We start from the raw sequence: 21,812 nt of genomic DNA, 5'->3' as shown, positions 1-21,812 counted from the left end.
TAGCCGCGCCGACTCGCGCCGGTAACCGCTACGTTTCAGTGGCACCGGCATATGCGTAGCCCGACAGTGCGGCAGCCAGCGATCGCGGTACCCGGGCCTGGACCCGGGTTCCGTTCTCGGTGTGCTCGGACTGCGCGATCCTGCCGTCGGCGTGGATCCTGGCGAGCAGATCGCCACGGCTGTACGGGAGCAGGACGCTCACTTCGACATCGAGAGCACCCAGCACCTCACCGAGCCTGGTCCGCAAGTTCTCGACGCCGAGATCCTTGTGCGCGGAAACGAATTCGGCATCCGGCAGCAGCGCGCGCAGGCGGGTGAGCTCCAGCTCATCGATCTCGTCGATCTTGTTGACCACGAGCAGCTCCGGCGGCGCCGGCCGACCCGATTCACGCACCACATCGGTGATCACCTCGCGCACCGCCTTGATCTGCTCGCCGGGTAGCGCGTCGGCACCGTCGACCACGTGGAGCAGCAGGTCGGCGCCGGTGACCTCCTCCAAGGTGGAGCGGAATGCCTCCACCAGCTGGGTCGGCAGGTGCCGGACGAATCCGACGGTGTCGGTGAACACGACCTCGCGGCCGTCCTCGAGCTGCGCCCGGCGAGTGGTCGGATCCAGCGTGGCGAACAGGGCGTCCTGCACCAGCACTCCGGAGCCGGTCAACGCGTTCATGAGACTGGATTTACCGGCGTTGGTATAGCCCACGATCGCGACGGCGGGCACACCGCTGGATGTACGGCGCGCGCGTTTGGTGTCGCGGGCGGTTTTCATCTCGCGGATCTCGCGGCGGAGTTTGGCCATCCGCTCCCGGATCCGCCGGCGATCGGTCTCGATCTTGGTCTCACCCGGGCCGCGCAGGCCCACACCGCCGTTGCTACCGGCTCGGCCACCCGCCTGCCGCGACATGGATTCACCCCAGCCGCGCAGCCGCGGCAGCATGTACTCCATCTGGGCCAGCGCGACCTGCGCCTTGCCCTCGCGTGAGGTGGCGTGCTGGGCGAAGATATCGAGGATCAGCGCGGTCCGGTCGACCACCTTGACCTTGACGACCTTCTCCAGCGCGGTCAGCTGTGCGGGCGTGAGCTCACCGTCGCAGATAACGGTATCCGCGCCGGTGGCCAGCACCACCGCGCGCAATTCCTCGGCCTTACCGGATCCGATATAGGTGGCCGGATCGGGGCGGTCGCGGCGCTGGATGAGTGCTTCGAGCACCTCCGAGCCCGCGGTTTCGGCGAGCCGGGCCAATTCGGCCATACTCGCTTCGGCACGCGTCGCGCTGCCCTCGGTCCAGACACCCACCAGCACCACACGCTCCAGGCGCAACTGCCGGTACTCGACCTCGGTGATATCGGTGAGCTCGGTGGACAGACCGGCGATCCGCCGCAGGGCGCTGCGCTCGTCCAGTTGGAGTTCACCGGTGGTGGGATCGGCGAATCGGCCGTCCCGGCGGCCGGGCACAGCGGTATCGCCGCCGCGCCCCGCGCCGCTGATATCGATAACGTCGGCACCGTCACCGTGCTCGGGCGACTGCGTGTCGAACGCTTCGGGGGACCATCCGCTGGTCCCAGACGTGTCAGTTCTTCTCATACACCATCCATGCTGCCACTGATGCGCTGGTCGGCGCATATGAATTTCCCGGTCGCGGGCCTACTGCGCGGTCCACCAGTCCGCGGCGAGCTCGCCGGTCGCGACCAATTCGGAGGGTCCCCGCAACCACGCCCCGCCGCCGCTCACCCCGACCCGGACTTCTCCGCCCGGGACCCGGACAGTGACTTCGCCACTGTCGGAGGTGAGGTCGAAACCATCGGCGACCAGCGCTGATGCGGCCGCCGCGACGGTGCCGGTACCGCAGGAACGGGTCTCCCCCACGCCACGTTCATACACCCGCATATCGACCCCGCGTCCCGAGTCGAGCCCGGTCAGGATCTCGACGTTGACCCCGCGCGGGAACATATCGGGGTCATATCCGGGCGGCGCGGTGAGATCCAACTTCGCCAGCGATTCGGCCGACAGCGTGCTGTCGACACACGCCAGATGCGGGTTCCCGACATCGATACCCAATCCGGAGTAGCCCCATCCGGCGAGGGTGGCCGTCGACTCTCCGAGAACACGCACGGGCCCCATATCCACCGTGACCTCGCCCAGTGCCGCACCGGCGGCGTGGACAGTGACGGGACGGGCGCCCGCCCGGCTGCCCACCACGAAGTGCTCACCGTCCGCCAACCCACGCGACACCAGGTAGTGGGCGAAAACACGAACGCCGTTACCGCACATTTCGGCGACCGAGCCGTCGGCATTGCGGTAATCCATGAACCAATCGTCCGGGCCCACGCCCGCGGGCAGGTCCGCGAGTACATCCGCGGCCAGCAACTGTCCGGCACGCGCGACGCGCAGCACACCGTCGGCGCCGAGCCCGCGGCGCCGATCACACAGCGCGGCCACCCGCGCCGGGGTGAGGTCCAGCCGGACCCGCGGGTCGGGAAGCACCACGAAATCGTTCTGGGTGCCGTGGCCCTTGGTGAATTCGACGGCTTTCTCGCTCCTGGTGGTCACGTCTTCGCCCTCGTCCACGTCGGTCGGTTCTCCTCGTCCGGAGTTCTCATCTGGCAAACGTCCGGCGCTGCCGGGAAATTTCGTACAGGGCCACCGCCGCGGCCGACGGAGCCCCCAGCGAGCTGGCACTTCCCCCCATCGGGATGGCGACCGTATCGTCGCAGGCCGCCGACCAGGCGGCGCTCATACCGCTGGTCTCGTTACCGAGTACCAGGATCGTGGCATCGCGCAGATCATGATCGAAAATATCCCGGGCGCCGTGCTCGTCGGTACCGACGAGCCGTGTGGGTATTCCCCGCGCGACCTGCCGGTCCCGGAATTCGAACACCTCTGCCGGGCCTGCTACCCGGAACACGGGTACCGAAAACAGTGAACCCGTGGAAGCACGGACGCACCGCGGATCGTATTGGTCGGCACCGTGCCCGCTGACCACCACCGCCGAGACACCGAACGCATCGGCGGACCGGATGAGAGTACCGAGATTCCCGGGCGAATTCGGCCGATCGAACACCACGACAACTGGCGCGTCGCCTGGTTCACCCGCGGCATAACCGGCCAGGTCGGCAGGGGCGTACTCCGCGACCGCGACCAGTTCGGGCGCTCCGGCGCTGCGCTCCCCCAGCTCCGCCATCAGTTCCGCGGTGAGGCCGACGGCCGGAACGGTGGCGCTGTCGAGGATCCCCCGCGCCCACGAGGACAGGCCCGGATCGTCGCCGAGCCGGTAGAGCAGGGTCTCCAGCGGCCAGCCGTGCGCCAGCGCCTGCGTGATCGGACGGACACCGTGCACCAGGAACCGGCCGTCCCGATTCCGTTTGGCCCGGTTGTCGAGATAGGCCGTCCACACCTGCACGGCGGCATTACGGCTGCGGATCTGCCGGGTCACGGCCGGGTCGGCTCCTTCGCTGGGTATTCAGGCGCTGTGGAATCGGGCGCCGCGGGGTCGGGCACGGCAGAGTCTGCCAGCAGCGACAGCGCCCGCTCCGTCGAGGCCGGGTTCGCCGCGTCGACCCAGCGCACCCGATGATCCCGGCGGAACCAGGAGCGCTGCCGCCGGACATACCGGCGGGTACCGATGAACGTCCGCTCGCGCGCCTCGTCCAGGTCGTATTCCTGATCCAGAAACGCGAGCACCTGGGCATATCCGATCGCGCGGCGCGCGGTCTGTCCCTCGCGTAACCCTCGATCGATCAGTTCGAGCACTTCGTCCAGCAAACCGGTATCGAACATCGACGCGGTGCGCCGCGCGATCCGGTGGTCCAATTCCGCGGTATCGCGATCCACCCCGAGGATCCGCGTACCCCAGCGGGGCTCACCGACCACCGGAGCGGATGCGGCGAACGGCCGCCCGGTGAGTTCGACGACCTCCAGTGCCCGCACCATACGGCGCCCGTCGGTGGGCAGAATGGTGGCCGCGGCGGCCGGGTCGGCGCGACGTAACGCCTCGTGCACCGCGGCGACACCCTGTTCGGCCAGCAAGGCCTCCCACCGGGCCCGCACCCGCGGATCGGTAGCCGGGAACTCCCACTGATCCAGTAAAGCCTGCACGTACATCATGGAACCGCCCACTATGACCGGGGTCCGCCCGCGCGCCATGATCGCCTCGACATCGGCCGACGCCGCCGCCTGGTAAGCGGCGACCGTCGCGGTCTCGGTGACCTCGAGGACATCGAGCTGGTGGTGCGCGATCCCGCGCCGCTGATCCGGCGGAAGTTTCGCGGTCCCGATATCCATCCCCCGGTACAGCTGCATAGCGTCGATATTGACGATCTCGCCGTCGAGCCGTTCGGCCAGTTCGAGCGCCAGATCGGATTTTCCGGTGGCGGTGGGTCCGACTACCGCTACCGGGCGCAGGTCCTCGGTCACCGTACTTCTCCCGGAGGGAACATATGCGGAGCGGGAAGACCGCGGCGAAGGCGGAGGTATCTCATCACCGGCCAGCGTCCGGTCGCCACAATCCCACGTAATAGCCGATCCCGAACGGCGCGTCACGATATTGCTCGACCACCATCGGCTGCTCCGGATCGCCGGCGAAGAGCCCGGCCAGCGCTTGATACGCCCCCCGCCCGGAAACCATCAGCTCGGCACATAAACCGGGGTCCATTTCCATCAACGCTGCGCCATCACCCGAGGCCAGAGCGTGCTCCAGTGCGGTCTGGACAGCGCGAGCCCGTGGATCGAAATAGCCGGGAGCGGCCGTGGACAGGGTCGCGGCGCCGTCGGCGACGACGAGCACCCCCTGCGGTTCGTCCACCGCGTCGAGTTCGGCCCGCAGTTTCGCCCCGATCTCGGCACACCGCTGCGCCGAACTGCCGGATGCCAGGATCTGCGCCCGGACCACGGCCCGCGGGGTTACGACACCGCTCAACCAGCCCGCGATGAGTGCGGCCAGCGGCAGATCGGGGTCGACGGAATCACCGGGCGACCCACCCAGCGATACGAGCACATCCGGGCCGAAACCGCGGAAGGTGCCCGTCGCGGCCGAGTCGTACGTCTGCTCCACATCGCCCACCCCGAGTACCGTCCACTGCGACGCCGCCTCCGCCAGTGCCTGCCCGGCGGCCAGGACAGCGTTCCGCAGCGCGGCTACCGCCGAGGCCGGGGACCCGGCCGCGTCAGCCCCGGCCGGCGATCCCGCACCGGCGGGCGCAGCACCGCCACACAGTTCCGGAACCAGAATGGGCGGCGAGGGGACGAGAGCCGCAAGACAGAACACGATGTCAACCGTAGCCCGTACCCGCCCGGCAAGGGCGCGCTCGGTCCGCCCGGCACGGCCGGCCCCAAGCGGCGGGTTCGAGTGTCTCTCCCGGAAACCGGGTGGTAATTGCTAGGGTGCGAAGTATCCGGAACAGGTGTCGACAGGTCCGGATCCGCAGGTCCGGCCCTATGTCACCGGGTCGGCGAGGCGTTTCCCGGATCGCGGCGAGACCGGTCGGCGAATGGTGGATGCGATGGATGCCGGGTCCGCTCGACGATGTCGTCGACAGGCGGATGTGGCCAGATCGAGCGAGCGTAGCCAGAATGAGCAGAGCATAGCCAGAATGTGCAGCGCGTAAACCAGGCAGCCGTGACGCGCGGCAGGGACGAGGAGCAATGACCCACAGCAACGGAACCGCCAAACCCGGCCCCGGCCCCGCCGGTCGCCCGTCTCCCGCTCCCAAGCCCCGCAGCCGTCCCAAACCCGGGGAGTCCCACCCGTCACCTGCCGCGATGAAAGCAGCCGATCCGGCCGTCGAACACCCGCACCCGGTCGTTGTTCCCACGACCACCGATCCCAGTAAATGGGGCCGGGTCGACGAGGACGGCACCGCTTGGGTGAAAACCTCGGACGGGGAGCGGATCGTCGGCTCGTGGCAGGCGGGCAACGCCGCCGAGGGGCTCGCGCATTTCGGCCGCCGGTTCGACGATCTGGCCACCGAGGTCGCACTGCTCGAGGCACGGTTGGCCGCCGGTACCGACGCCCGCAAAACCAAAGCCGCCGCGCTCGCGCTGGCCGAGAGCCTGCCCACGGCGGCCGTCATCGGCGATATCGAAGGTCTCGCCGCCCGGCTCGGCGCCATCGCCGAACACTCCGACGAAGCGGCCGCACACGCCAAGGAGGAAAAAGAGCGCACCCGGCACGAGCACACCGAACGCAAGGAAGCGCTCGCCGCCGAGGCGGAGCAGATCGCCGCGGAATCCACCCAGTGGAAAGCCGCCGGCGACCGGCTGCGCGAGATCCTCGACGAATGGAAAACCATCCGCGGGGTCGACCGGAAGGTCGACGACGCCCTCTGGCGGCGTTATTCGAAGGCCCGCGAGGCGTTCAACCGGCGCCGTGGCGCGCATTTCGCCGAACTGGACCGGGAACGCGCGGCCGCGAAGACCCGCAAAGAAGAGTTGTGCGTCCGCGCCGAGGAACTCTCCGGTTCCACCGACTGGCCGGTCACGGCCGGCCTCTTCCGTGACCTGCTCGTCGAATGGAAGAACGCCGGCCGGGCACCCCGGGAAGCCGACGAAGCCCTGTGGCGGCGGTTCAAGAGCGCCCAGGATGTCTTCTTCGCCGCCCGCAATGCCGCGGCGTCCGAGCGAGACGCCGAATTCTCGGAGAACGCCACCGCGAAAGAAGAACTGCTCAGCAGCTACGAACCGTATATCGACCCCGATACCGATCTCGAGGGAGCCCGGGCGGCGCTGCGGGATCTGCAGCAACGCTGGGACGCCATCGGAAAGGTGCCGCGCGAGCGGATGCACGATCTGGAAGGCAAGCTGCGGGCGCTGGAGAAGCGGGTCCGCCAGGCAGCCGACGCGCAGTGGCGCCGGACCGACCCCGAAGCGCTGGCCCGGGCGGCACAGTTCCGCGAGCGGGTCGCCCAGTTCGAGGAGCAGGCCGCGAAGGCCAGTGCCGCGGGTAAGACCCGTGATGCCGAGAAGGCGCTCGAACAGGCTCAGCAGTGGCGTGAATGGGCCGAAGCCGCGGAGGGCGCGGTCAGCAACCTCTGACCGCGGCGCGAGCGCGGCGGACCGCTCCGCGCTCCGGCATCAGCCCTCGCCGAACCGCCGGCGCCGCTGCCGCTCCTCTTCACGTGCCGCCGCGACCCGCCGCTGTTCCTCGGCGGCCAGTTGCACCGCGGTACGGCTCCACACGACCTTCACCCAGTGGAAGGTGAGCACCATGATCGCGACCGTCCCGACGATCAGGCCGATTCCCGGGCCCGCTCCCATGTAGTTGTCGATACCCGGCGTCTGCCGATGCCAGATCGAGAAGACACCGAACGCACTCGCGATCGCCGAACCGGCCACCGCGAGCCACGCCAGCGCCCAGCGCCGGGTCATCAGCGCCAGCAGCGAGAACCCGATCCCGAAGACCAGCACGAACCAGACGAATACCCGCGACGGCAGACCGATGTGCTCGAAACCTGCCGCTTCGGAGCCCAGCAACACATCGAACCCACGCGCAGTGCCGGCATGCGGCAACACCAGCGACAGCAGCAGAACGAACACCGCGACCGCCACAACCATGGCACGCACCCCGGGATCGATCTCCCCCGCGATCCGGCGCTCCACCGCGTCCAGATCGTCGCGGAACTCCTCGAATTTCTCCGTGGTCTCGGCCGGGTTCACTGGTTCCTCGTTTCCATCGGCTGATTCGTCTCTCCCTGCCGGCGGCTGCGCCGGGTCGGCCTCGGACCCGTCGTCCGACCGGTCCGCGGGATCCCGGTCGCCTTCACCCGGCACGGTCATACTCCGCACCCGGAGGCGCACCCCGAGCTGGCCGGTTCCGGTTCCGGAGCGCCGATCCGCGGCAATCCGAGCCCCACACCGATCGGGGCGGTCTTGGGCGTGATCCCGGCCTGATGAGCGTCGCCGGCCCTCGTCCGCCGGTGAGTGCGGACCCCGCTGTCGGCGACCAGGTGATGCGGTGCCGCTCCGGTCACCTCGACGGTCACCACATCGCCGGGCCGGATCTCCTCGCCGGCGCCGTCGGGCCGGAAATGCACCAGCCGGCCGTCGCGGGCGCGCCCGCTCATCCGGGCGGTGGCCGCGTTCTTCTTCCCGGCCCCGGCGGCCACCAGCAGCTCCACCTCGGTACCGATCAGGTCGCGGTTGGCCTCCAGGCAGACCTGCTCCTGCAGCGCTATGAGGCGGTCGTAACGCTCCTGCACCACCTGTTTGGGCACCTGATCGGCCATCTCCGCCGCCGGTGTCCCCGGCCGCGGCGAATACTGGAAGGTGAAGGCGCTGGTGAATCGGGCCCGGCGGACCACCTCGAGGGTCTGCTGGAAGTCCTCTTCGGTCTCGCCCGGGAAGCCGACGATGATATCGGTGGTGATCGCGGCATGTGGCATCGCCGCCCGCACTTTATCGATGATCCCCAGGAAGCGGGCCTGCCGGTACGAGCGCCGCATCGCTTTCAGCACCCGATCCGACCCCGACTGCAGGGGCATATGCAGCTGCGGGCATACATTCGGGGTCTCGGCCATCGCCTCGATCACATCGTCGGTGAATTCGGCGGGATGCGGGGAGGTGAACCGCACCCGCTCCAACCCCTCGATCCCCCCGCACGCCCGCAGCAGTTTCGCGAACGCGCCCCGATCCCGGGGCTGTTCCGGATCGGCGAAGGAGGCACCGTAGGCGTTGACGTTCTGCCCGAGCAGGGTGACCTCGGCGACTCCCTGATCGACCAGTGCCTGCACCTCGGCCAGGACATCACCGGGACGCCGGTCGACTTCCTTCCCGCGCAGCGACGGCACGATGCAGAAGGTGCAGGTGTTGTTGCAGCCGACGGAGATGGACACCCATCCCGCGTACGCGGACTCCCGCCGCGCGGGCAGGGTCGACGGAAAGGCCTCGAGCGACTCCAGGATCTCCACCTGGGCTTCATCGTTGTGGCGAGCACGCTCCAGCAATACCGGCAACGCACCGAGGTTATGAGTGCCGAACACCACATCCACCCAGGGCGCCTTGCGCACCACGGTATCCCGGTCCTTCTGGGCCAGACAGCCGCCGACAGCGATCTGCATACCCGGCCGGGACGCCTTCACCGGCGCGAGGTGACCGAGTGTGCCGTACAGCTTGTTATCGGCGTTCTCCCGTACCGCGCAGGTGTTGAAGACCACGAGGTCGGCCGTCGCGCCGGGCGCGGCCTTGGTGTAGCCCGCATCCTCCAACAGGCCGGACAAGCGTTCGGAATCGTGTACGTTCATCTGGCAACCGAAGGTGCGGACCTCGTAACTGCGGCTACCCGCCGGCTCGACCCGGGTGGGAAGCACTGCTTGTCCGATCGAATCCACGGCTACCAGGGTACGGGCTGTGTTTTTTGGCGCCGCCTGCGGCGTCGCGGGGGGCTGTGTTTTTGGCGCCGCCTCCGGCGTCGCGGGTTCGGGGCCCCCTTGGTCTCGTTCTTCACTCCCGCCGGTCGGTCGCTGCGCTCCCTCCCTCTGGTCGCTCCAGAACGAGACGGGCCCCGAACCACCAAGGCTGACCGGTCGCATGCGGGAAACGAGGTGGATCGCATGCGGGCAGACTGGCGGTAGGTGGATCAAGCGCGCCTGGCGGCGGCGGGTGAGTTCGGCCGAGAGGTTCGAGAGGCTGAGGGCGGATCTTGCGGGTCAAAGGTGGTCACTGTGGTTGGTTGTGTTTCGGCGCGTGGGTTCGGGCTTGTCTCCACCAAGGTGGACTGATCGCATGGGGTAACGGGGTGGGGGCGCATCCGGACGGCGCCCGCCCTGATCGAGCACACCGGTCGGGTATCGGCCGCGGGCCGGTGCGCGATCGGGCAAATCGGTACTGACCGAAAGGATTACAAGGGATTACGGCTGGGTAAAAGGCGAATGTCGGATCGGTGTGGCGTCCGGGTGTGTCACGGAAAGGCTCGCAAATCCGGAAATTCGGCTTAAGGTCATCTGCATGACCGACGCCACCGACGCCGACGCGCCCGGTACGGCGGGCGATACCGCCGCGCCGCCGATGATCTCCCTACGCGCTGTCGACAAGCACTTCGGCGCCCTGCACGTGCTACGCGATATCAATCTCGAGGTGCCCCGTGGGCAGGTCGTGATCGTGCTCGGCCCCTCCGGTTCCGGAAAATCGACATTGTGCCGGACTATCAACAGGCTGGAACCGATCGATTCCGGGCAGATCCAGGTCGACGGGGTATCGCTGCCCGCAGAAGGGCGCGGCCTGGCCGCGCTGCGGGCCGATGTCGGCATGGTCTTCCAGTCCTTCAACCTTTTCGCGCACAAGACGATCGTGGAAAACGTCATGCTCGCGCCGATGAAGGTTCGTAAGGCCAAAAAAGACGATGCCCGTACGCGGGCGATGGAATTGCTGAAACGCGTCGGTATCGCCGATCAGGCCGATAAATACCCGGCTCAATTGTCCGGTGGTCAGCAACAGCGCGTCGCGATCGCCCGTGCCCTGGCGATGAACCCCAAGGTGATGCTGTTCGACGAACCCACCTCGGCACTCGACCCGGAAATGGTCAACGAGGTGCTCGATGTGATGGTCTCACTCGCGAAAGAGGGGATGACGATGCTGGTCGTCACCCACGAGATGGGATTCGCCCGCCGTGCCGGCGACCGGGTGCTGTTCATGGCCGACGGCCAGGTCGTGGAGGACGCCGAACCGGAAACATTCTTCAGCGCGCCGAAGTCCGATCGCGCCAAGGATTTCCTGGGCAAGATTCTGAGCCACTGACAGTTCACCGGCGGACGCGGGCACGGCGCGGCGATACGGCGCGCACGGCGCGAGGGCACAGCACCATCGAGAAGATGAGAGAAGGAAACCGATGAGGATCAACCGAGCATTCCGCCTCGCGGTCGGGGCGGTCGCCGTGGCCGTGACCGCCGCCACCGCCGGCTGTGGTGGCGGCAGCGACCAGACCGCCTTGGAAAGCGCCCAGGAGGGCAAGCTCACCATCGGCATCAAGTACGACCAGCCCGGGCTGGGACTGCGCAATACCGACGGTACCTACAGCGGCTTCGATGTCGAAGTCGCCAAATATGTGGCCTCCAAACTCGGTGTGCAGCCCGACGCGATCACCTTCAAGGAAGCCCCCTCCGCGCAGCGCGAAACGCTGATCGAGAACGGCCAGGTCGATTTCGTGGTCGCCACCTATTCGATCAACGATGCGCGCAAGGAAAAGGTCGATTTCGCCGGTCCGTACTACGTCGCCGGGCAGAGCCTGCTGGTACGCGAGGACAACAAAGAGATCACCGGCCCGGACAGTCTCGCCGGTAAGACAGTGTGCTCGGTGACCGGATCCACTCCGGCCCAGAACATCCAGAAGAAGTACCCCGATACGCAGTTGCAGACCTACGACACCTATTCGTTGTGCCTGGAAGGCCTGAACAGCGGCGCGGTGGCGGCGGTGACCACCGACGACATCATCCTCGCCGGCTACGCCTCGCAGTCGCCCGGCAAATACAAGGTTGTCGGTGAGAAGTTCACCACCGAGAACTACGGGATCGGTGTGAAGAAGGGTGACAAGGAAACGCGCGACAAGATCAACGACGCCATCGAGGAGATGATCAGCTCGGGTGCCTGGGATACCGCATTCCAGGAGTCGGTCGGTAAGGCCGCCAGCTACGAAACCCCGCAGCCACCGGCGGTGGACCGGTACTGATCACTGAACCGGAGGGTCGGGCCGGATCCGGTCCGGCCCTCCGGTCCTGGCCTTTCCCGCCGATCGGAGGCGCGTAACCACCGTGTTCGACTTGATCTCGGAATACGACACACAGCTGCTCGAAGCATTCTGGATGACCATCAAACTGACCGTGCTGTCCACGGTCGGATCGCTGATACTGGGGACGCTCATCGCCGGTATGCGGGTCTCCCCGGTGCCGGTGGCCCGCTGGGTCGGCACCGCTTATGTGACCGTGTTCCGCAATACCCCGCTCACCCTCATTCTGGTGTTCTGCTCGCTGGGCCTGTACTCCACGCTCGGAATGAACCTGGCGTCAGAGGGTCCCACGTCGCTGGCCGACAACAATTTCCGCTGGGCGGTCATCGGGCTGAGCGTGTACACGGCGGCCTTCGTCTGCGAATCGCTGCGCGCCGGTATCAATACGGTGCCGCTGGGCCAGTCCGAGGCCGGTCGCTCGCTCGGCCTGACCTTCCTGCAGAACCTGCGGATAGTCGTGCTGCCGCAGGCTTTCCGGTCGGTGATCGCACCTCTGGGTAGCGTCTTCATCGCACTGACCAAGAACACCACGGTCGCCTCGGCGATCAGTGTGGCCGAGGCCTCCTTCCTGATGAAGAACATGATCGAAACCGAGGCGGCACTGCTGACCATCGGCTTCATCTTCACCCTCGGTTTCGTGATCCTGACGCTGCCGGCCGGTCTGCTGTTCGGGCATCTGGCCAAACGATTCGAGGTGGCCCGATGATGCGCCTTCACTGTGGCCTCCGCCGGCCGCATCACGCTGTTTCGAGGGAGGCTCGACGATGAGTAAGGCATCCGTCCTCTACGACGCCCCGGGCCCGGTCGCCCGGATCCGCAATATCGTCTACTCACTCGTCGTGCTCGCGGCGGTGATCGCCGCGGGATGGTTCGTCTATCGCGGTTTCGCCGACCAGGGCCAGTTCACGGCCGAGAAATGGGAGCCGTTCCTCGACAGTGCGGTGTGGAGCACCTATATCCTGCCCGGCCTGGAAGGCACCGTGGTCGCCGCCGTCCTGTCGATTGTCTTCGCCCTGGTGATCGGCATGGTCTTCGGTATCGCCCGGCTCTCCGACCACCGGTGGCTGCGCTGGACCGCGGGTACGATCGTCGAAATCGCCCGGGCCATCCCGGTGCTGATCCTGATGATCTTCCTGTTCGCCCTGTACTCGGAGTACGACGTATTCGACTCCGAGTACTTGGCACTGGGCGCGGTGGTCACGGCACTGACCATCTACAACGGATCGGTCATCGCCGAGATCGTGCGCGCCGGAATCCTCTCGCTGCCCAAGGGACAGTCCGAGGCCGGCGTCGCCCTGGGCCTGCGCAAAGGGCAGCTGATGCGGCTTATCCTGCTCCCGCAGGCGATCACCGCGATGCTGCCGGCGCTGGTCTCGCAGATGGTGGTGGCCCTGAAAGATTCCGCGCTCGGCTATGTGATCACCTACGAAGAGGTCGTCCGCAGTGCTCAGCAGCTCGGCGCCGCGGAATCGAATACCATTCCCGCGCTGATCGTTGTCGCGATCATCATGATCGTGCTGAACGTTCTGCTCTCGACGATCGCCACCCAGTTGGAGAAACGGCTGCGGTCCGGTCGCCGCAAACGCGGTGGCGCGGTGGTCGCCGCCGACTCCATCATCACCGATGCCGCCCCCGGGGTGGATATCACCAAGTAGCCGAATGGGTCGGGCGGTGTCGGCCCCGGAAAAAATCCACCGCTCGGCTCCACTCAGCGGACATCTCCCGGCCGGCTATCCCGCGGAATCACCGCCTCACCCACCGGGAGCGTCGTAGACCAGGGTGTATCGCCAGAACAGACGACGGCGGACCCGGGCACCGGGCAGCTCCCGCACTACGGCGGCCCGGATATCGGCCAAGGTCTCCTTCGGATCGGCGGTGGGTGCTCGCATATGCGGCGGCGGCACACTCGCGCGGGCCGGGTGTTTGATCATTCCGATAATCGGACCGGCAACGACGGAAGGTAAGGCAGCGAGCACATCGATAGGCCCGGCCTCCCGATAGCAGCCGACGACCACGAGTCGCCCGCCCGGGGTCAGACTGCCGCGCAGCTCACGCAAGGTGGGCTCCAGGGGTAGGTGGTGCAGGACAGCAACCAGGGTGATGGCGTCCCATCGCCGTTGCGGATCACGTCCCCCGAAATCGGTCGGAACTATGGCCACCACGGGGTCGTCGGCGAAGCGCTGTGCCGCGACTCGGACAGTCGCGGGGTCGCGTTCCAGCCCGGTAACAGTGGTCGCCCGGCCGCGGAGGCACGCGATGAGGTTCCCCGTACCGCATCCGACATCCAGCACGTGACGAGCTCCGGATTCCGCCACCCGGTCGGCGACCCAGCCGCTGTAGTGGTCGTTATGGCTCCACGGATGCCGGTCGTTGAACCGGTGCAGGCGAGACAACAGCATCCGAGGCAATCGCACCGATGCATCCTCTCTTGTCGGCCCCGATCTCACCAGCAGGCTCCGACACCGGCCGCACGGGCGTACGCCTGCGACCCGCGATCGATACCGGCTGCCGTACCTCGCGACCTGCTCAGTCGAGCGGCGCGTCGGGATCCTCGATACCGGAAGCGGCGACGCTCGTGTCCCATTCGGCCTTGACCACCGAGTACGCTACGGAATGACCGTAGCCGCGGCGGGCCAGCATCCCGACCAGCCGCCGCATGGCCTTCTCCCGGTCCAGATTCGCGGGCAGAGTGCGCAGTTTGCGGCGCACCAGATCGGCTGCCCGATCGTACTCGTCGTCGTCGGTGACGTCCTCGAGCGCGGCCGCGGCCTCCTCGGACTCGACACCCTTGCGCCGCAACTCCTGCGCGAGCGCCCGCCGCCCCTTCCCGGAAATCCGGTGCCGCTGCCGCACCCACTGCCGCGCGAATTCGGCATCATCGATCAGGCCCACCTCGGCCAAACGGTCGAGAACCTGATCGGCGACATCGGGCGCGAAGCCCTTGGCGGACAATCGTTGCGCGAGTTCGGCCCGGCTGCGGGCACGAACCGCGAGCAGCCGCAGACACGCTTCTTTCGCCTGTTCGACCGACCCGGCCGGCACCTCGCCGCCGAGATCACCGGCACCTTGTTGCTGCCCGGTCTTTCCGGAACCCGCCGAACGAGCCCGCCGCGAAGGGGACTCGTCCGGTCGGTGTTCCGGGCCGGAGCCGGTGGACCGCCCGCCGGCCGCCAGAATCTCGTCCAACCGGCGGCGCACCTCCGCCACCGGGTCGGATACGCCCGGGCCACCGGACGTGGAGCGCTGGTTCATCGGATCAGAAATCGGCCGGAGTCTCCTCCTCCACAGCGGTCACATCCGCGCCGATCCCCAGCTTTTCCTTGATCTTCTTCTCGACCTCGTCCCGGATATCGATATTCTCCAGCAGGAATTTCCGCGCGTTCTCCTTGCCCTGCCCGAGCTGATCACCTTCGTAGGTGTACCAGGAACCGGATTTACGGATGAACCCGTGCTCCACCCCCATATCGATCAGCGAGCCTTCCTTCGAAATTCCGTGACCGTACAGAATATCGAACTCGGCCTGTTTGAAAGGCGGGCTGACCTTGTTCTTCACCACTTTCACGCGGGTGCGGTTACCCACGGCGTCACTACCGTCCTTCAGCGTCTCGATCCGACGTATATCCAGCCGGACCGAGGCATAGAACTTCAACGCCTTACCACCGGTGGTCGTTTCGGGGGATCCGAACATCACGCCGATTTTTTCCCGCAGCTGGTTGATGAAAATCGCGGTGGTGCCGGAGTTGTTCAATGCGCTGGTCATCTTGCGCAGCGCCTGACTCATCAGGCGGGCCTGCAGGCCGACGTGACTATCGCCCATTTCGCCTTCGATTTCGGCACGCGGTACCAGGGCGGCCACCGAGTCGATGACGATGATATCGATGGCCCCGGAGCGGATCAGCATATCGGCGATTTCCAGAGCCTGTTCACCGGTATCCGGCTGCGAGACCAGCAGGGCGTCGGTATCGACTCCGAGTTTGGCGGCGTAATCGGGGTCCAGAGCGTGTTCGGCGTCGATGAAGGCCGCGACACCACCGGCGGCCTGAGCGTTGGCGACGGCGTGCAGCGCGAGGGTGGATTTACCGGAGGATTCCGGACCGTAGACCTCCACGATCCGGCCGCGCGGCAGACCACCGATCCCCAGCGCGACATCCAATGCGATGGAACCGGTCGGAATGACGGAGACGGGCTGACGGGCCTCCTCCCCGAGACGCATCACCGCCCCCTTGCCGAAACTCTTCTCGACCTGCGCGAGCGCGAGTTCGAGCGCTTTGTCGCGGTCGTAGGGCTGTGGCGCCATCGTGACTCCCCTTTTCACCGGGTGGTAGGTAGGTGGTGTGGTTGGCGCCCACAGTAGAGGGCGGCACCGACAAGTTCCGGGCATCAGCCTAGACGAACAAGTGTTCGAGTCAAGCTACTCATCCGCGCGTCGCCGGTGCCCGCCCCTTACTCGCCTACCACTGCGGCAACGATGTCATATCCCCCAGCCGGCAGCGGTCACGGCGTCGAACGGAGGCAGAGGCGGTCTCATATCGCGTGTCCTTTCAGGGGTTGACGGGTGATAGCTCGGGTGGAGTCCAGCGCAGCGGGCCACTCGGGTGCTCGACCACCTCCTGCACCGTGAATTCGACTCCGGCGGGTGCCATGCCCCGCTGAGCCGGCCACGCCGTCTCGGCCCTTCCCGTGAGCTGGAGCATGCCCCCGGTGGCCCAGTCCGGGATCAGCAGGCCACAGTGGGGCTCGAGCGCGAGATTGCCGAGTGTCATGAACATCGAGTTGCCGGGATACTCCGGCCAGTACAACCGGGTGGACGAGCGGACCTCCAGAAAGCCGGGATTTCCACCACGGTGAGAGGCATCGGCCCGGCCCGACTCGTCCGCACTGCCGACGAAGAAAGCGTCGGCCGCGCCCACAGCGGCACGCTGACGCGCATTCAGTTCGATACCGCGATGAACTCCGGAGCCGAGGGGAGTCCAGCCGGGCGTGGAGACGATATGCCGACGTGAGATGTACTTCGGACAGTTCGAATAGACCTGGTCGACTGTTATTCGCAAACAACGGCCGGCGAGCCGTGCCGTACCGTTCGCCCGCATCCGCCTGCGGCGGTCCGGTTGAATCGCGATGAGCCCGAGGGGCCAGGGCCCGGACGGTGGCGCCAGCGGGTCACCCGCTCCCGGAACCGCCTCGAGTTCGAGTGTCCGGCTGTCGAGGACTCGGATGAAACCCGGCGGCCCTGTCAGCCGCGTGACCCACAACCGGCCCGCGCGATCGGCCCCGGCGATCACAATCATCGGCTGTTCGGCCAGGAATCCAGCGGCGGCATCAGGAACAGTGGTATGGATCGTGCGCCCGACCTTTTCGGCGATTATTTCCTGCCCCGACCGGCCCTGGACGGTCAGCTCACCCCGATGGAAGACATTCATCTGGCAGCACTTCGCCTTGTCCTCAGAAGAACCCGCAGGTCGGCGCCGCACCGCTCGGCGCGGGCGCAGATTCGGCGCCACCCGGAGCGTAGACCTCGAGCCGGATCCCGTCCGGGTCGGTGAAGAAGATGCCACCGGAGGCCACACCTTCTCCGTGGGCGACCACGCCGTCGTACAGGAAAGTGACTGCGTGCGCGGCGAGCGCCGCCTCCATCTCGCGCACCCGGTCGATCGAGGGCACCTGGAAGGAGAGGTGGTGTAGTCCGGGCCGGTCCACCGGGAAGTGGCCCGCGCTCTGCTGCCACAGGGTGAGCACCAGCGCCCCGTCCGCACCCAGGAAAGCCCATTTCCGTCCGTCGTCGGCCCCGGTGGCGAGTTGTTCGAAGCCGAGGATGTCCCGATAGAACGCCACCGAGCGATCCAGTTCGGAGACGTTCAGTCCGATATGCCCGGTGACGAGACCCGATTCGGTAGTTGCAACCATGCGACACCCTCCTGCGTCTAACTGTTCAAAGTATTTGAATAGTTAAAACCTATAGGGACGATACCCCGGCGTCAACCACTGAAATACAAATAGACGGTTAGCATGGTGGTAACTGCCCGGCCCAAGGCAAGGAGACCGTTACCCTCAGGCATGCTCGATCCACGCCCGCATCTCGGAGAACCGCCGGCTCTGGACTTGCTGAATACACGGTGGATGGACCACGGCCCCCGTGATCTGCTCACCGATGTATCAGGTTTGGAGATCTGGCTGGACTCGGCCGGCCTGAGCGGTGCGCCCGCGAACCAGCGCATGCTCGACGCCGTGCTGACGACCCGCACCGCGATCTACGACGCCGTGGTACACGGATCGCGCGACGCTCTCAACGAAGTACTCGACCGTGGACGGATCCGCCGGCACCTCACCGAGAGCGGCCCGGCCGCAACCCCCGAAATCGACGACCCGGCCTGGCGACCCGGATGGCTGGCCGCGGACAACCTGCTGACCCTGCTCGCCGAAGCGCCCGCCCGGATCCGCCGGTGCGCCCATGCCGACTGCATATTGTTCTTCTACGACACATCCAAGAACGGCACCCGACGGTGGCATTCCATGACTACCTGCGGCAACCGTGCGAAAGCAGCGCGATACCACGCCCGCAGGACATGATTGCCCCGCAGTGGAGTTCGTTCACCACCGCGAGCGCGGGACGTCGAATTCGGCGCACAACGCACGCCAGACCTCACGGGGATCCACACCGGCTTCGATGGCAGCGGACCCCGTCCGACTGCCCAGCGTCAGGATGACGTGATCGCTGAGCAGGGTGTCGCCCCTGGCCTCGCCGAATTCGGTGTGCAAGAGTTCCTGGAATTCCGTCAACCGCACCGTGCACAACATACTCGCCCCGGAACGGACGGGTGCGGCTCGGTCAGTGCGCCCGTACCGAGTCGAGAACCCGATGACAGACCTGCACAGGATCGGCCGACCCGGCGAGACCGGCGGCGGCGCCGCGAGCCGCATCCGTGAAACCGGGTTCGGCCAGTACCCGCAGTACCGCTGCCCGGACCGCCTCCGCGGTGAGCGGACGGACCAGCAGCGACGAGCCCTGACGGACGGCGCGATTGGCCAGTTCCCACTGGTCGCCACCGCCCGGCACAGTCACCACGGGCACACCGGCCGACAGCGCTTTCGCGAGCAGTCCGTGCCCGCCGCCACCGACCACCACAGCCGCGTGTCGCAGAAGTTCGTCCTGCCGGCCGAGGCCCGCCGTAGCCCATTCCGGCAGTGGATGCGGTGGTTCGTCGAGCATCGAGATGGCCACCCGCACACCCGCACCGTCCAGCGCGGCCAGTACGGTTTCCGCCATTCCCGCGACCCCGGTATGGGCGGTGGAAGGTGCCACGACCACCAGCGGATCGTCACCGGGCGGTAGTTCCAGGCACCGGTCGGTGGGTTCCCACAGCAGTGGGCCGATCAGTTCGGCCTCCGCGGGCCAATCCGGCCGGGGCACCTCCAGCGCGGGCAGTGTCGCGATGAGCCGGGCCGCCGGCCCCGGATCGGCCGCGGGCAAACCCACACCGACCCTGGCCAGTTCGCGCTGCCGCCTACCGGTCCGCAGCGCCCGGGCCGTGAAGACACGCAGCACCTCGTCCCGCATCCGACCGCGCATCCCGGTACCCGGCGCGAGACCGCTTCCGATGGGCGGCAACCCTTTCGACGGGAGATACAGCGGATGCGGGGACAATTCCACCCAGGGCACGCGCAGTCGTTCGGCGGCCATACCGCCGCCCGCCGTGAGCACATCCGAGACAACCAATTCGGGCAACATGGCGCCGAGTTCGGGCAGGATCTCGGTGGAGATATACGCGGCGCGTTGATGGATCCGCGCACCGGCGTCGGCATCGTCGTCCATTGCCCGCGGCGCCAGACCCTTCAGCCGGCGCACCCCGATCCCGGCCGCCCGCGCGGCATCGAACCAGCGCGGCCCGGTGAAAAGAACGGGATCGTCACCGGCCTCCAGAAAACGCAGGCACAACGCGATAGCGGGGAACGCATGACCCGGGTCGGGACCGGCGACGACTGCTACTCGCATGTGCTCGAGCTTATTGGCGCACCTTCGGCACGCGGGTTTCGGCCCCCTCTGGCCGGGTGCGGGCCGTGGGTCAGCCGGTGAAGGTGAAGAGTTCGAAGCCGACGGCGCGGGGGGCGGGGAATCCGGCGATCGGGGCGGTGGTCATGGTCACCACGGCCCGTGCCTGGTCGGCGACCGGTTCCCGCGGGTTCAAGACCTCGAGGTAGCGGCGGTGCGCGGCCAGAGACTCCTCAGCTGCCTCGATGGTGGCAGTGACATCCACGGCGTGGGTGGCGCCGCTGGGGACCGCGACGGCTGCCCAGCGCGCGGTCCACGGCGGCAGATCCGCGATCTCGGGGAATATCCACTCGTTGCCGGCATCGGAGACAGCGTCCAGGCCGGCCCGGCCCACCGCCCGGTGGTCGGCGGTGTTGACGACACCGGGTGCCCAGGTGGGCCCGAAATGGCCCAGCACCACGAGATCCGGGCGGTGACGCCGAATAGCGGCCGCCAGATCCCGTCGCAGGTCCGGGCTTGCCTCGATCCGGCCGTCCGGATAGCCGAGGAACTCGATATCGTGTACGCCGACCACCGCTGCCGACGCTCGTTCCTCGGCTTCGCGCAGGGGTCCCGCTTCCCTCGGGGGCATCCCCGCGATACCGGCTTCTCCCGAGGTCACCAGCAAGTAGTCGACGCTTTTGCCCGCGTTCGTCCAGCGCGCGACGGCCGCGGCCACCCCGTACTCGATATCGTCGGGATGGGCGACGATCACCAGTGCGCGCTGCCAGTCCTCGGGAAGGTGCGGGATGGTCGTCATCCATTCATAGTGGCGGCCGGGGTAGGAAAACGAAAGGCCGGATATCCCGCGTCGGGGGACATCCGGCCCAGAGCCCTGTGGCCCGGTCAGACCTTGGTGACGGAATTGTCGTCCGATCCCGAGATCGCCTTGTACAGCAGGTACAGACCGAATACCACGGCACTGATCACCAGGATCGGGAACAGCCCCTTGATCAGCGCGCCGATCACCGCCAGCGCGATCCATACGACGGCCACCACGCCGATGATCTTCCACAGCATCTTGCCTCCCAGCGGTTGTCTCCTGCTTCGAGCATGGCACTCCGGAGATAGAAAATCACCAGGTGAAAAGCAATATCGGGGGAAGATCAGGGATGACCCTGAGGAGGGTTACGGACGAACACGACGCCGCGCGGGCTCAGCGACCGGCGCGGGCCGGGGCACACCTGCCGCGGCCGGTGGTAGCAGGGTTTCGGGCGCCCGATCGGCGAGTTCGGTGAGTGCCTGAGCCCAGCCGTCCATCCGGTCGGCGGCATGGCGGAGGTCGGCGACGATACCGTCGAACTCGTAGCGCAGAGCGCCTTTCTCGTCCACCGCCAGCACCCGGGTCGCGGCGGCCACAACCTGTTCGTATTCGGCGACACCGGTATCGAGCCGGGCCACTATCGAACGCAGGGTCTCGTCCAGCCGGTGCACGTCGGCGGCGTCGGTGAGTTCGGCCGCACCCCCGCGCAGAGCGCGCACCGCGCCTTCCATGGTGGCGATATCGGCGGCGAGCGCGGTCAGGGCAGCGGCACCGGATGCCGCGGTCGACACCAGGTCCTCGAGTTCGTCCGCGGGAAGCCGTCGCGAACGGGCGATCTGGCCGGCCACATCGTGCAGGGCACGTTCGGCTCGGGCCAGCCGGGCCATCGCGGGGCGGGCAGCGGAACGGGACGGTGGAAGTTTGCGTGGAACGTATCCGGGTGGGGGCAGCGGACTGCGCCGCAACTGCAGGTAGCGACGAGTGCTCAGCGCGGCCCCGGTCACCAGTGCGACAGCACCACCGCCCAGGACGACCACCGCCCAGGCGGGTGCGGACAGAATCACGAGACCGACCGCGCCGGCAGTGGTGAGCCCGGAGGCGGTTCCGAGACCTATGCTGCGGCGGCGGGATCGGCGGCGCCGGCGCAGTTCGCGTTCCCGCGGGTCGGCCCAGCGGCGGACCGCGCCGAGCGCGTTCTCCCCCGCGGCGCGGAGGGTATCGGTCAGATAGGCGGCCTGCGGTTGGAGTTCCGGCCAGGTGCGGTCGACTTCCCGGAGCCCGGTGGGGAACCGGGGTCGATCAGACTTCATAC

Annotated in this window: 23 protein-coding genes; 6 read left to right on the top strand and 17 right to left on the bottom strand. The window is 67.3% G+C overall.

Annotated features, from left to right (window positions below; genetic code table 11):
- Positions 1-28: 28 nt before the first annotated feature.
- The 5 genes from hflX to ABZ827_RS00195 form a co-directional block, all read right to left on the bottom strand.
- A complete protein-coding gene (hflX, locus tag ABZ827_RS00215) occupies positions 29-1,585 on the bottom strand; it encodes a GTPase HflX (protein ID WP_357230507.1) in 1,557 nt (518 codons plus the stop codon).
- Positions 1,586-1,645: 60 nt separating this feature from the next.
- Positions 1,646-2,569, bottom strand: coding sequence for a diaminopimelate epimerase (gene dapF, locus ABZ827_RS00210; RefSeq protein ID WP_357230504.1), 924 nt, complete (start codon positions 2,567-2,569; stop codon positions 1,646-1,648).
- A 28-nt stretch (positions 2,570-2,597) separates the two neighbouring features.
- Positions 2,598-3,434, bottom strand: a complete 837-nt coding sequence (locus ABZ827_RS00205; protein ID WP_357230501.1) for a TrmH family RNA methyltransferase — start codon at positions 3,432-3,434, stop codon at positions 2,598-2,600.
- Positions 3,431-4,414, bottom strand: coding sequence for a tRNA (adenosine(37)-N6)-dimethylallyltransferase MiaA (gene miaA / locus ABZ827_RS00200; protein WP_357230498.1), 984 nt, complete (start codon positions 4,412-4,414; stop codon positions 3,431-3,433). The genes ABZ827_RS00205 and miaA overlap by 4 nt, the downstream gene beginning before the upstream one ends.
- Positions 4,415-4,478: 64 nt before the next feature.
- The gene (locus ABZ827_RS00195) at positions 4,479-5,264 is read right to left on the bottom strand and encodes a hypothetical protein (protein WP_357230496.1); all 786 of its coding nucleotides are present in this window, start codon (positions 5,262-5,264) and stop codon (positions 4,479-4,481) included.
- A 377-nt stretch (positions 5,265-5,641) separates the two neighbouring features.
- Between ABZ827_RS00195 and ABZ827_RS00190 the strand changes: the two genes are divergently transcribed.
- Positions 5,642-7,030 (top strand): DUF349 domain-containing protein, encoded by a 1,389-nt coding sequence (locus ABZ827_RS00190; protein ID WP_357230493.1) that lies wholly within the window; start codon positions 5,642-5,644, stop codon positions 7,028-7,030.
- Between the two features lie 39 nt (positions 7,031-7,069).
- Here ABZ827_RS00190 and ABZ827_RS00185 read toward each other — a convergent pair whose 3' ends face one another.
- Complete coding sequence (locus ABZ827_RS00185; RefSeq protein ID WP_357230490.1) at positions 7,070-7,771, bottom strand: hypothetical protein; 702 nt, start codon at positions 7,769-7,771, stop codon at positions 7,070-7,072.
- Positions 7,768-9,321, bottom strand: coding sequence for a tRNA (N6-isopentenyl adenosine(37)-C2)-methylthiotransferase MiaB (miaB, locus tag ABZ827_RS00180; protein WP_357230487.1), 1,554 nt, complete (start codon positions 9,319-9,321; stop codon positions 7,768-7,770). The genes ABZ827_RS00185 and miaB overlap by 4 nt, the downstream gene beginning before the upstream one ends.
- Before the next feature lie 676 nt (positions 9,322-9,997).
- Between miaB and ABZ827_RS00175 the strand changes: the two genes are divergently transcribed.
- The 4 genes from ABZ827_RS00175 to ABZ827_RS00160 all read left to right on the top strand — a co-directional run bounded on the left by ABZ827_RS00175 (position 9,998) and on the right by ABZ827_RS00160 (position 13,366).
- The gene (locus tag ABZ827_RS00175) at positions 9,998-10,726 is read left to right on the top strand and encodes an amino acid ABC transporter ATP-binding protein (RefSeq protein ID WP_357234320.1); all 729 of its coding nucleotides are present in this window, start codon (positions 9,998-10,000) and stop codon (positions 10,724-10,726) included.
- 91 nt (positions 10,727-10,817) lie between these two features.
- Entirely contained in the window at positions 10,818-11,654 is an 837-nt protein-coding gene (locus ABZ827_RS00170; protein WP_357230484.1) for a glutamate ABC transporter substrate-binding protein, read from the top strand.
- 133 nt (positions 11,655-11,787) lie between these two features.
- Positions 11,788-12,417, top strand: coding sequence for an amino acid ABC transporter permease (locus ABZ827_RS00165; RefSeq protein WP_357234317.1), 630 nt, complete (start codon positions 11,788-11,790; stop codon positions 12,415-12,417).
- A 58-nt stretch (positions 12,418-12,475) separates the two neighbouring features.
- A complete protein-coding gene (locus ABZ827_RS00160; RefSeq protein ID WP_357230481.1) occupies positions 12,476-13,366 on the top strand; it encodes an amino acid ABC transporter permease in 891 nt (296 codons plus the stop codon).
- A gap of 96 nt (positions 13,367-13,462) precedes the next feature.
- On the opposite strand, the gene ABZ827_RS00155 is transcribed toward ABZ827_RS00160, so the two are convergent.
- The 5 genes from ABZ827_RS00155 to ABZ827_RS00135 form a co-directional block, all read right to left on the bottom strand.
- Complete coding sequence (locus ABZ827_RS00155) at positions 13,463-14,125, bottom strand: class I SAM-dependent methyltransferase (protein WP_357230478.1); 663 nt, start codon at positions 14,123-14,125, stop codon at positions 13,463-13,465.
- Between the two features lie 112 nt (positions 14,126-14,237).
- Entirely contained in the window at positions 14,238-14,885 is a 648-nt protein-coding gene (gene recX / locus ABZ827_RS00150; protein WP_357234314.1) for a recombination regulator RecX, read from the bottom strand.
- 82 nt (positions 14,886-14,967) lie between these two features.
- A complete protein-coding gene (gene recA, locus ABZ827_RS00145; RefSeq protein WP_357230475.1) occupies positions 14,968-16,008 on the bottom strand; it encodes a recombinase RecA in 1,041 nt (346 codons plus the stop codon).
- Positions 16,009-16,252: 244 nt separating this feature from the next.
- Complete coding sequence (locus ABZ827_RS00140; protein ID WP_357230472.1) at positions 16,253-17,131, bottom strand: pyridoxamine 5'-phosphate oxidase family protein; 879 nt, start codon at positions 17,129-17,131, stop codon at positions 16,253-16,255.
- A gap of 22 nt (positions 17,132-17,153) precedes the next feature.
- Positions 17,154-17,615, bottom strand: a complete 462-nt coding sequence (locus ABZ827_RS00135) for a VOC family protein (RefSeq protein WP_357230469.1) — start codon at positions 17,613-17,615, stop codon at positions 17,154-17,156.
- 150 nt (positions 17,616-17,765) lie between these two features.
- Between ABZ827_RS00135 and ABZ827_RS00130 the strand changes: the two genes are divergently transcribed.
- A complete protein-coding gene (locus ABZ827_RS00130; RefSeq protein ID WP_357230466.1) occupies positions 17,766-18,278 on the top strand; it encodes a CGNR zinc finger domain-containing protein in 513 nt (170 codons plus the stop codon).
- A gap of 21 nt (positions 18,279-18,299) precedes the next feature.
- Here the strand turns inward: ABZ827_RS00130 and ABZ827_RS00125 are convergent, their stop codons facing one another.
- From ABZ827_RS00125 to ABZ827_RS00105, 5 genes are all read right to left on the bottom strand, one after another.
- On the bottom strand, positions 18,300-18,494 hold the full coding sequence (locus ABZ827_RS00125) for a DUF3046 domain-containing protein (protein WP_357230463.1): 195 nt from the start codon (positions 18,492-18,494) through the stop codon (positions 18,300-18,302).
- Positions 18,495-18,537: 43 nt separating this feature from the next.
- On the bottom strand, positions 18,538-19,701 hold the full coding sequence (locus ABZ827_RS00120) for a nucleotide disphospho-sugar-binding domain-containing protein (RefSeq protein WP_357230460.1): 1,164 nt from the start codon (positions 19,699-19,701) through the stop codon (positions 18,538-18,540).
- A gap of 70 nt (positions 19,702-19,771) precedes the next feature.
- Complete coding sequence (locus ABZ827_RS00115) at positions 19,772-20,488, bottom strand: PIG-L deacetylase family protein (RefSeq protein WP_357234311.1); 717 nt, start codon at positions 20,486-20,488, stop codon at positions 19,772-19,774.
- Positions 20,489-20,583: 95 nt separating this feature from the next.
- Positions 20,584-20,757: a hypothetical protein gene (locus ABZ827_RS00110; RefSeq protein ID WP_030521672.1), complete on the bottom strand. Its 174-nt coding sequence runs from the start codon at positions 20,755-20,757 to the stop codon at positions 20,584-20,586.
- Between the two features lie 108 nt (positions 20,758-20,865).
- Positions 20,866-21,810 (bottom strand): hypothetical protein, encoded by a 945-nt coding sequence (locus ABZ827_RS00105; protein WP_357230457.1) that lies wholly within the window; start codon positions 21,808-21,810, stop codon positions 20,866-20,868.
- Between the last annotated feature and the right edge of the window lie 2 nt (positions 21,811-21,812).

The sequence above is a fragment of the Nocardia sp. NPDC019395 genome, from assembly GCF_040632335.1.
Lineage (GTDB): Bacteria > Actinomycetota > Actinomycetes > Mycobacteriales > Mycobacteriaceae > Nocardia.
Note: the sequence above shows the minus strand (reverse complement) of the source record. Positions and strands in the feature narration are given on the sequence as shown.

Excerpts from the sequence above, each read along its gene's own strand:
- hflX (WP_357230507.1), bottom strand. The coding sequence starts at position 1,585 with ATGAGAAGAACTGACACGTCTGGGACCAGCGGATGGTCCCCCGAAGCG.
- ABZ827_RS00190 (WP_357230493.1), top strand. The coding sequence starts at position 5,642 with ATGACCCACAGCAACGGAACCGCCAAACCCGGCCCCGGCCCCGCCGGT.
- ABZ827_RS00185 (WP_357230490.1), bottom strand. The coding sequence starts at position 7,771 with ATGACCGTGCCGGGTGAAGGCGACCGGGATCCCGCGGACCGGTCGGAC.
- ABZ827_RS00175 (WP_357234320.1), top strand. The coding sequence starts at position 9,998 with ATGATCTCCCTACGCGCTGTCGACAAGCACTTCGGCGCCCTGCACGTG.
- ABZ827_RS00170 (WP_357230484.1), top strand. The coding sequence starts at position 10,818 with ATGAGGATCAACCGAGCATTCCGCCTCGCGGTCGGGGCGGTCGCCGTG.
- ABZ827_RS00165 (WP_357234317.1), top strand. The coding sequence starts at position 11,788 with ATGACCATCAAACTGACCGTGCTGTCCACGGTCGGATCGCTGATACTG.
- ABZ827_RS00160 (WP_357230481.1), top strand. The coding sequence starts at position 12,476 with ATGAGTAAGGCATCCGTCCTCTACGACGCCCCGGGCCCGGTCGCCCGG.
- recA (WP_357230475.1), bottom strand. The coding sequence starts at position 16,008 with ATGGCGCCACAGCCCTACGACCGCGACAAAGCGCTCGAACTCGCGCTC.
- ABZ827_RS00140 (WP_357230472.1), bottom strand. The coding sequence starts at position 17,131 with ATGAATGTCTTCCATCGGGGTGAGCTGACCGTCCAGGGCCGGTCGGGG.
- ABZ827_RS00135 (WP_357230469.1), bottom strand. The coding sequence starts at position 17,615 with ATGGTTGCAACTACCGAATCGGGTCTCGTCACCGGGCATATCGGACTG.
- ABZ827_RS00130 (WP_357230466.1), top strand. The coding sequence starts at position 17,766 with ATGCTCGATCCACGCCCGCATCTCGGAGAACCGCCGGCTCTGGACTTG.
- ABZ827_RS00120 (WP_357230460.1), bottom strand. The coding sequence starts at position 19,701 with ATGCGAGTAGCAGTCGTCGCCGGTCCCGACCCGGGTCATGCGTTCCCC.
- ABZ827_RS00110 (WP_030521672.1), bottom strand. The coding sequence starts at position 20,757 with ATGCTGTGGAAGATCATCGGCGTGGTGGCCGTCGTATGGATCGCGCTG.
- ABZ827_RS00105 (WP_357230457.1), bottom strand. The coding sequence starts at position 21,810 with ATGAAGTCTGATCGACCCCGGTTCCCCACCGGGCTCCGGGAAGTCGAC.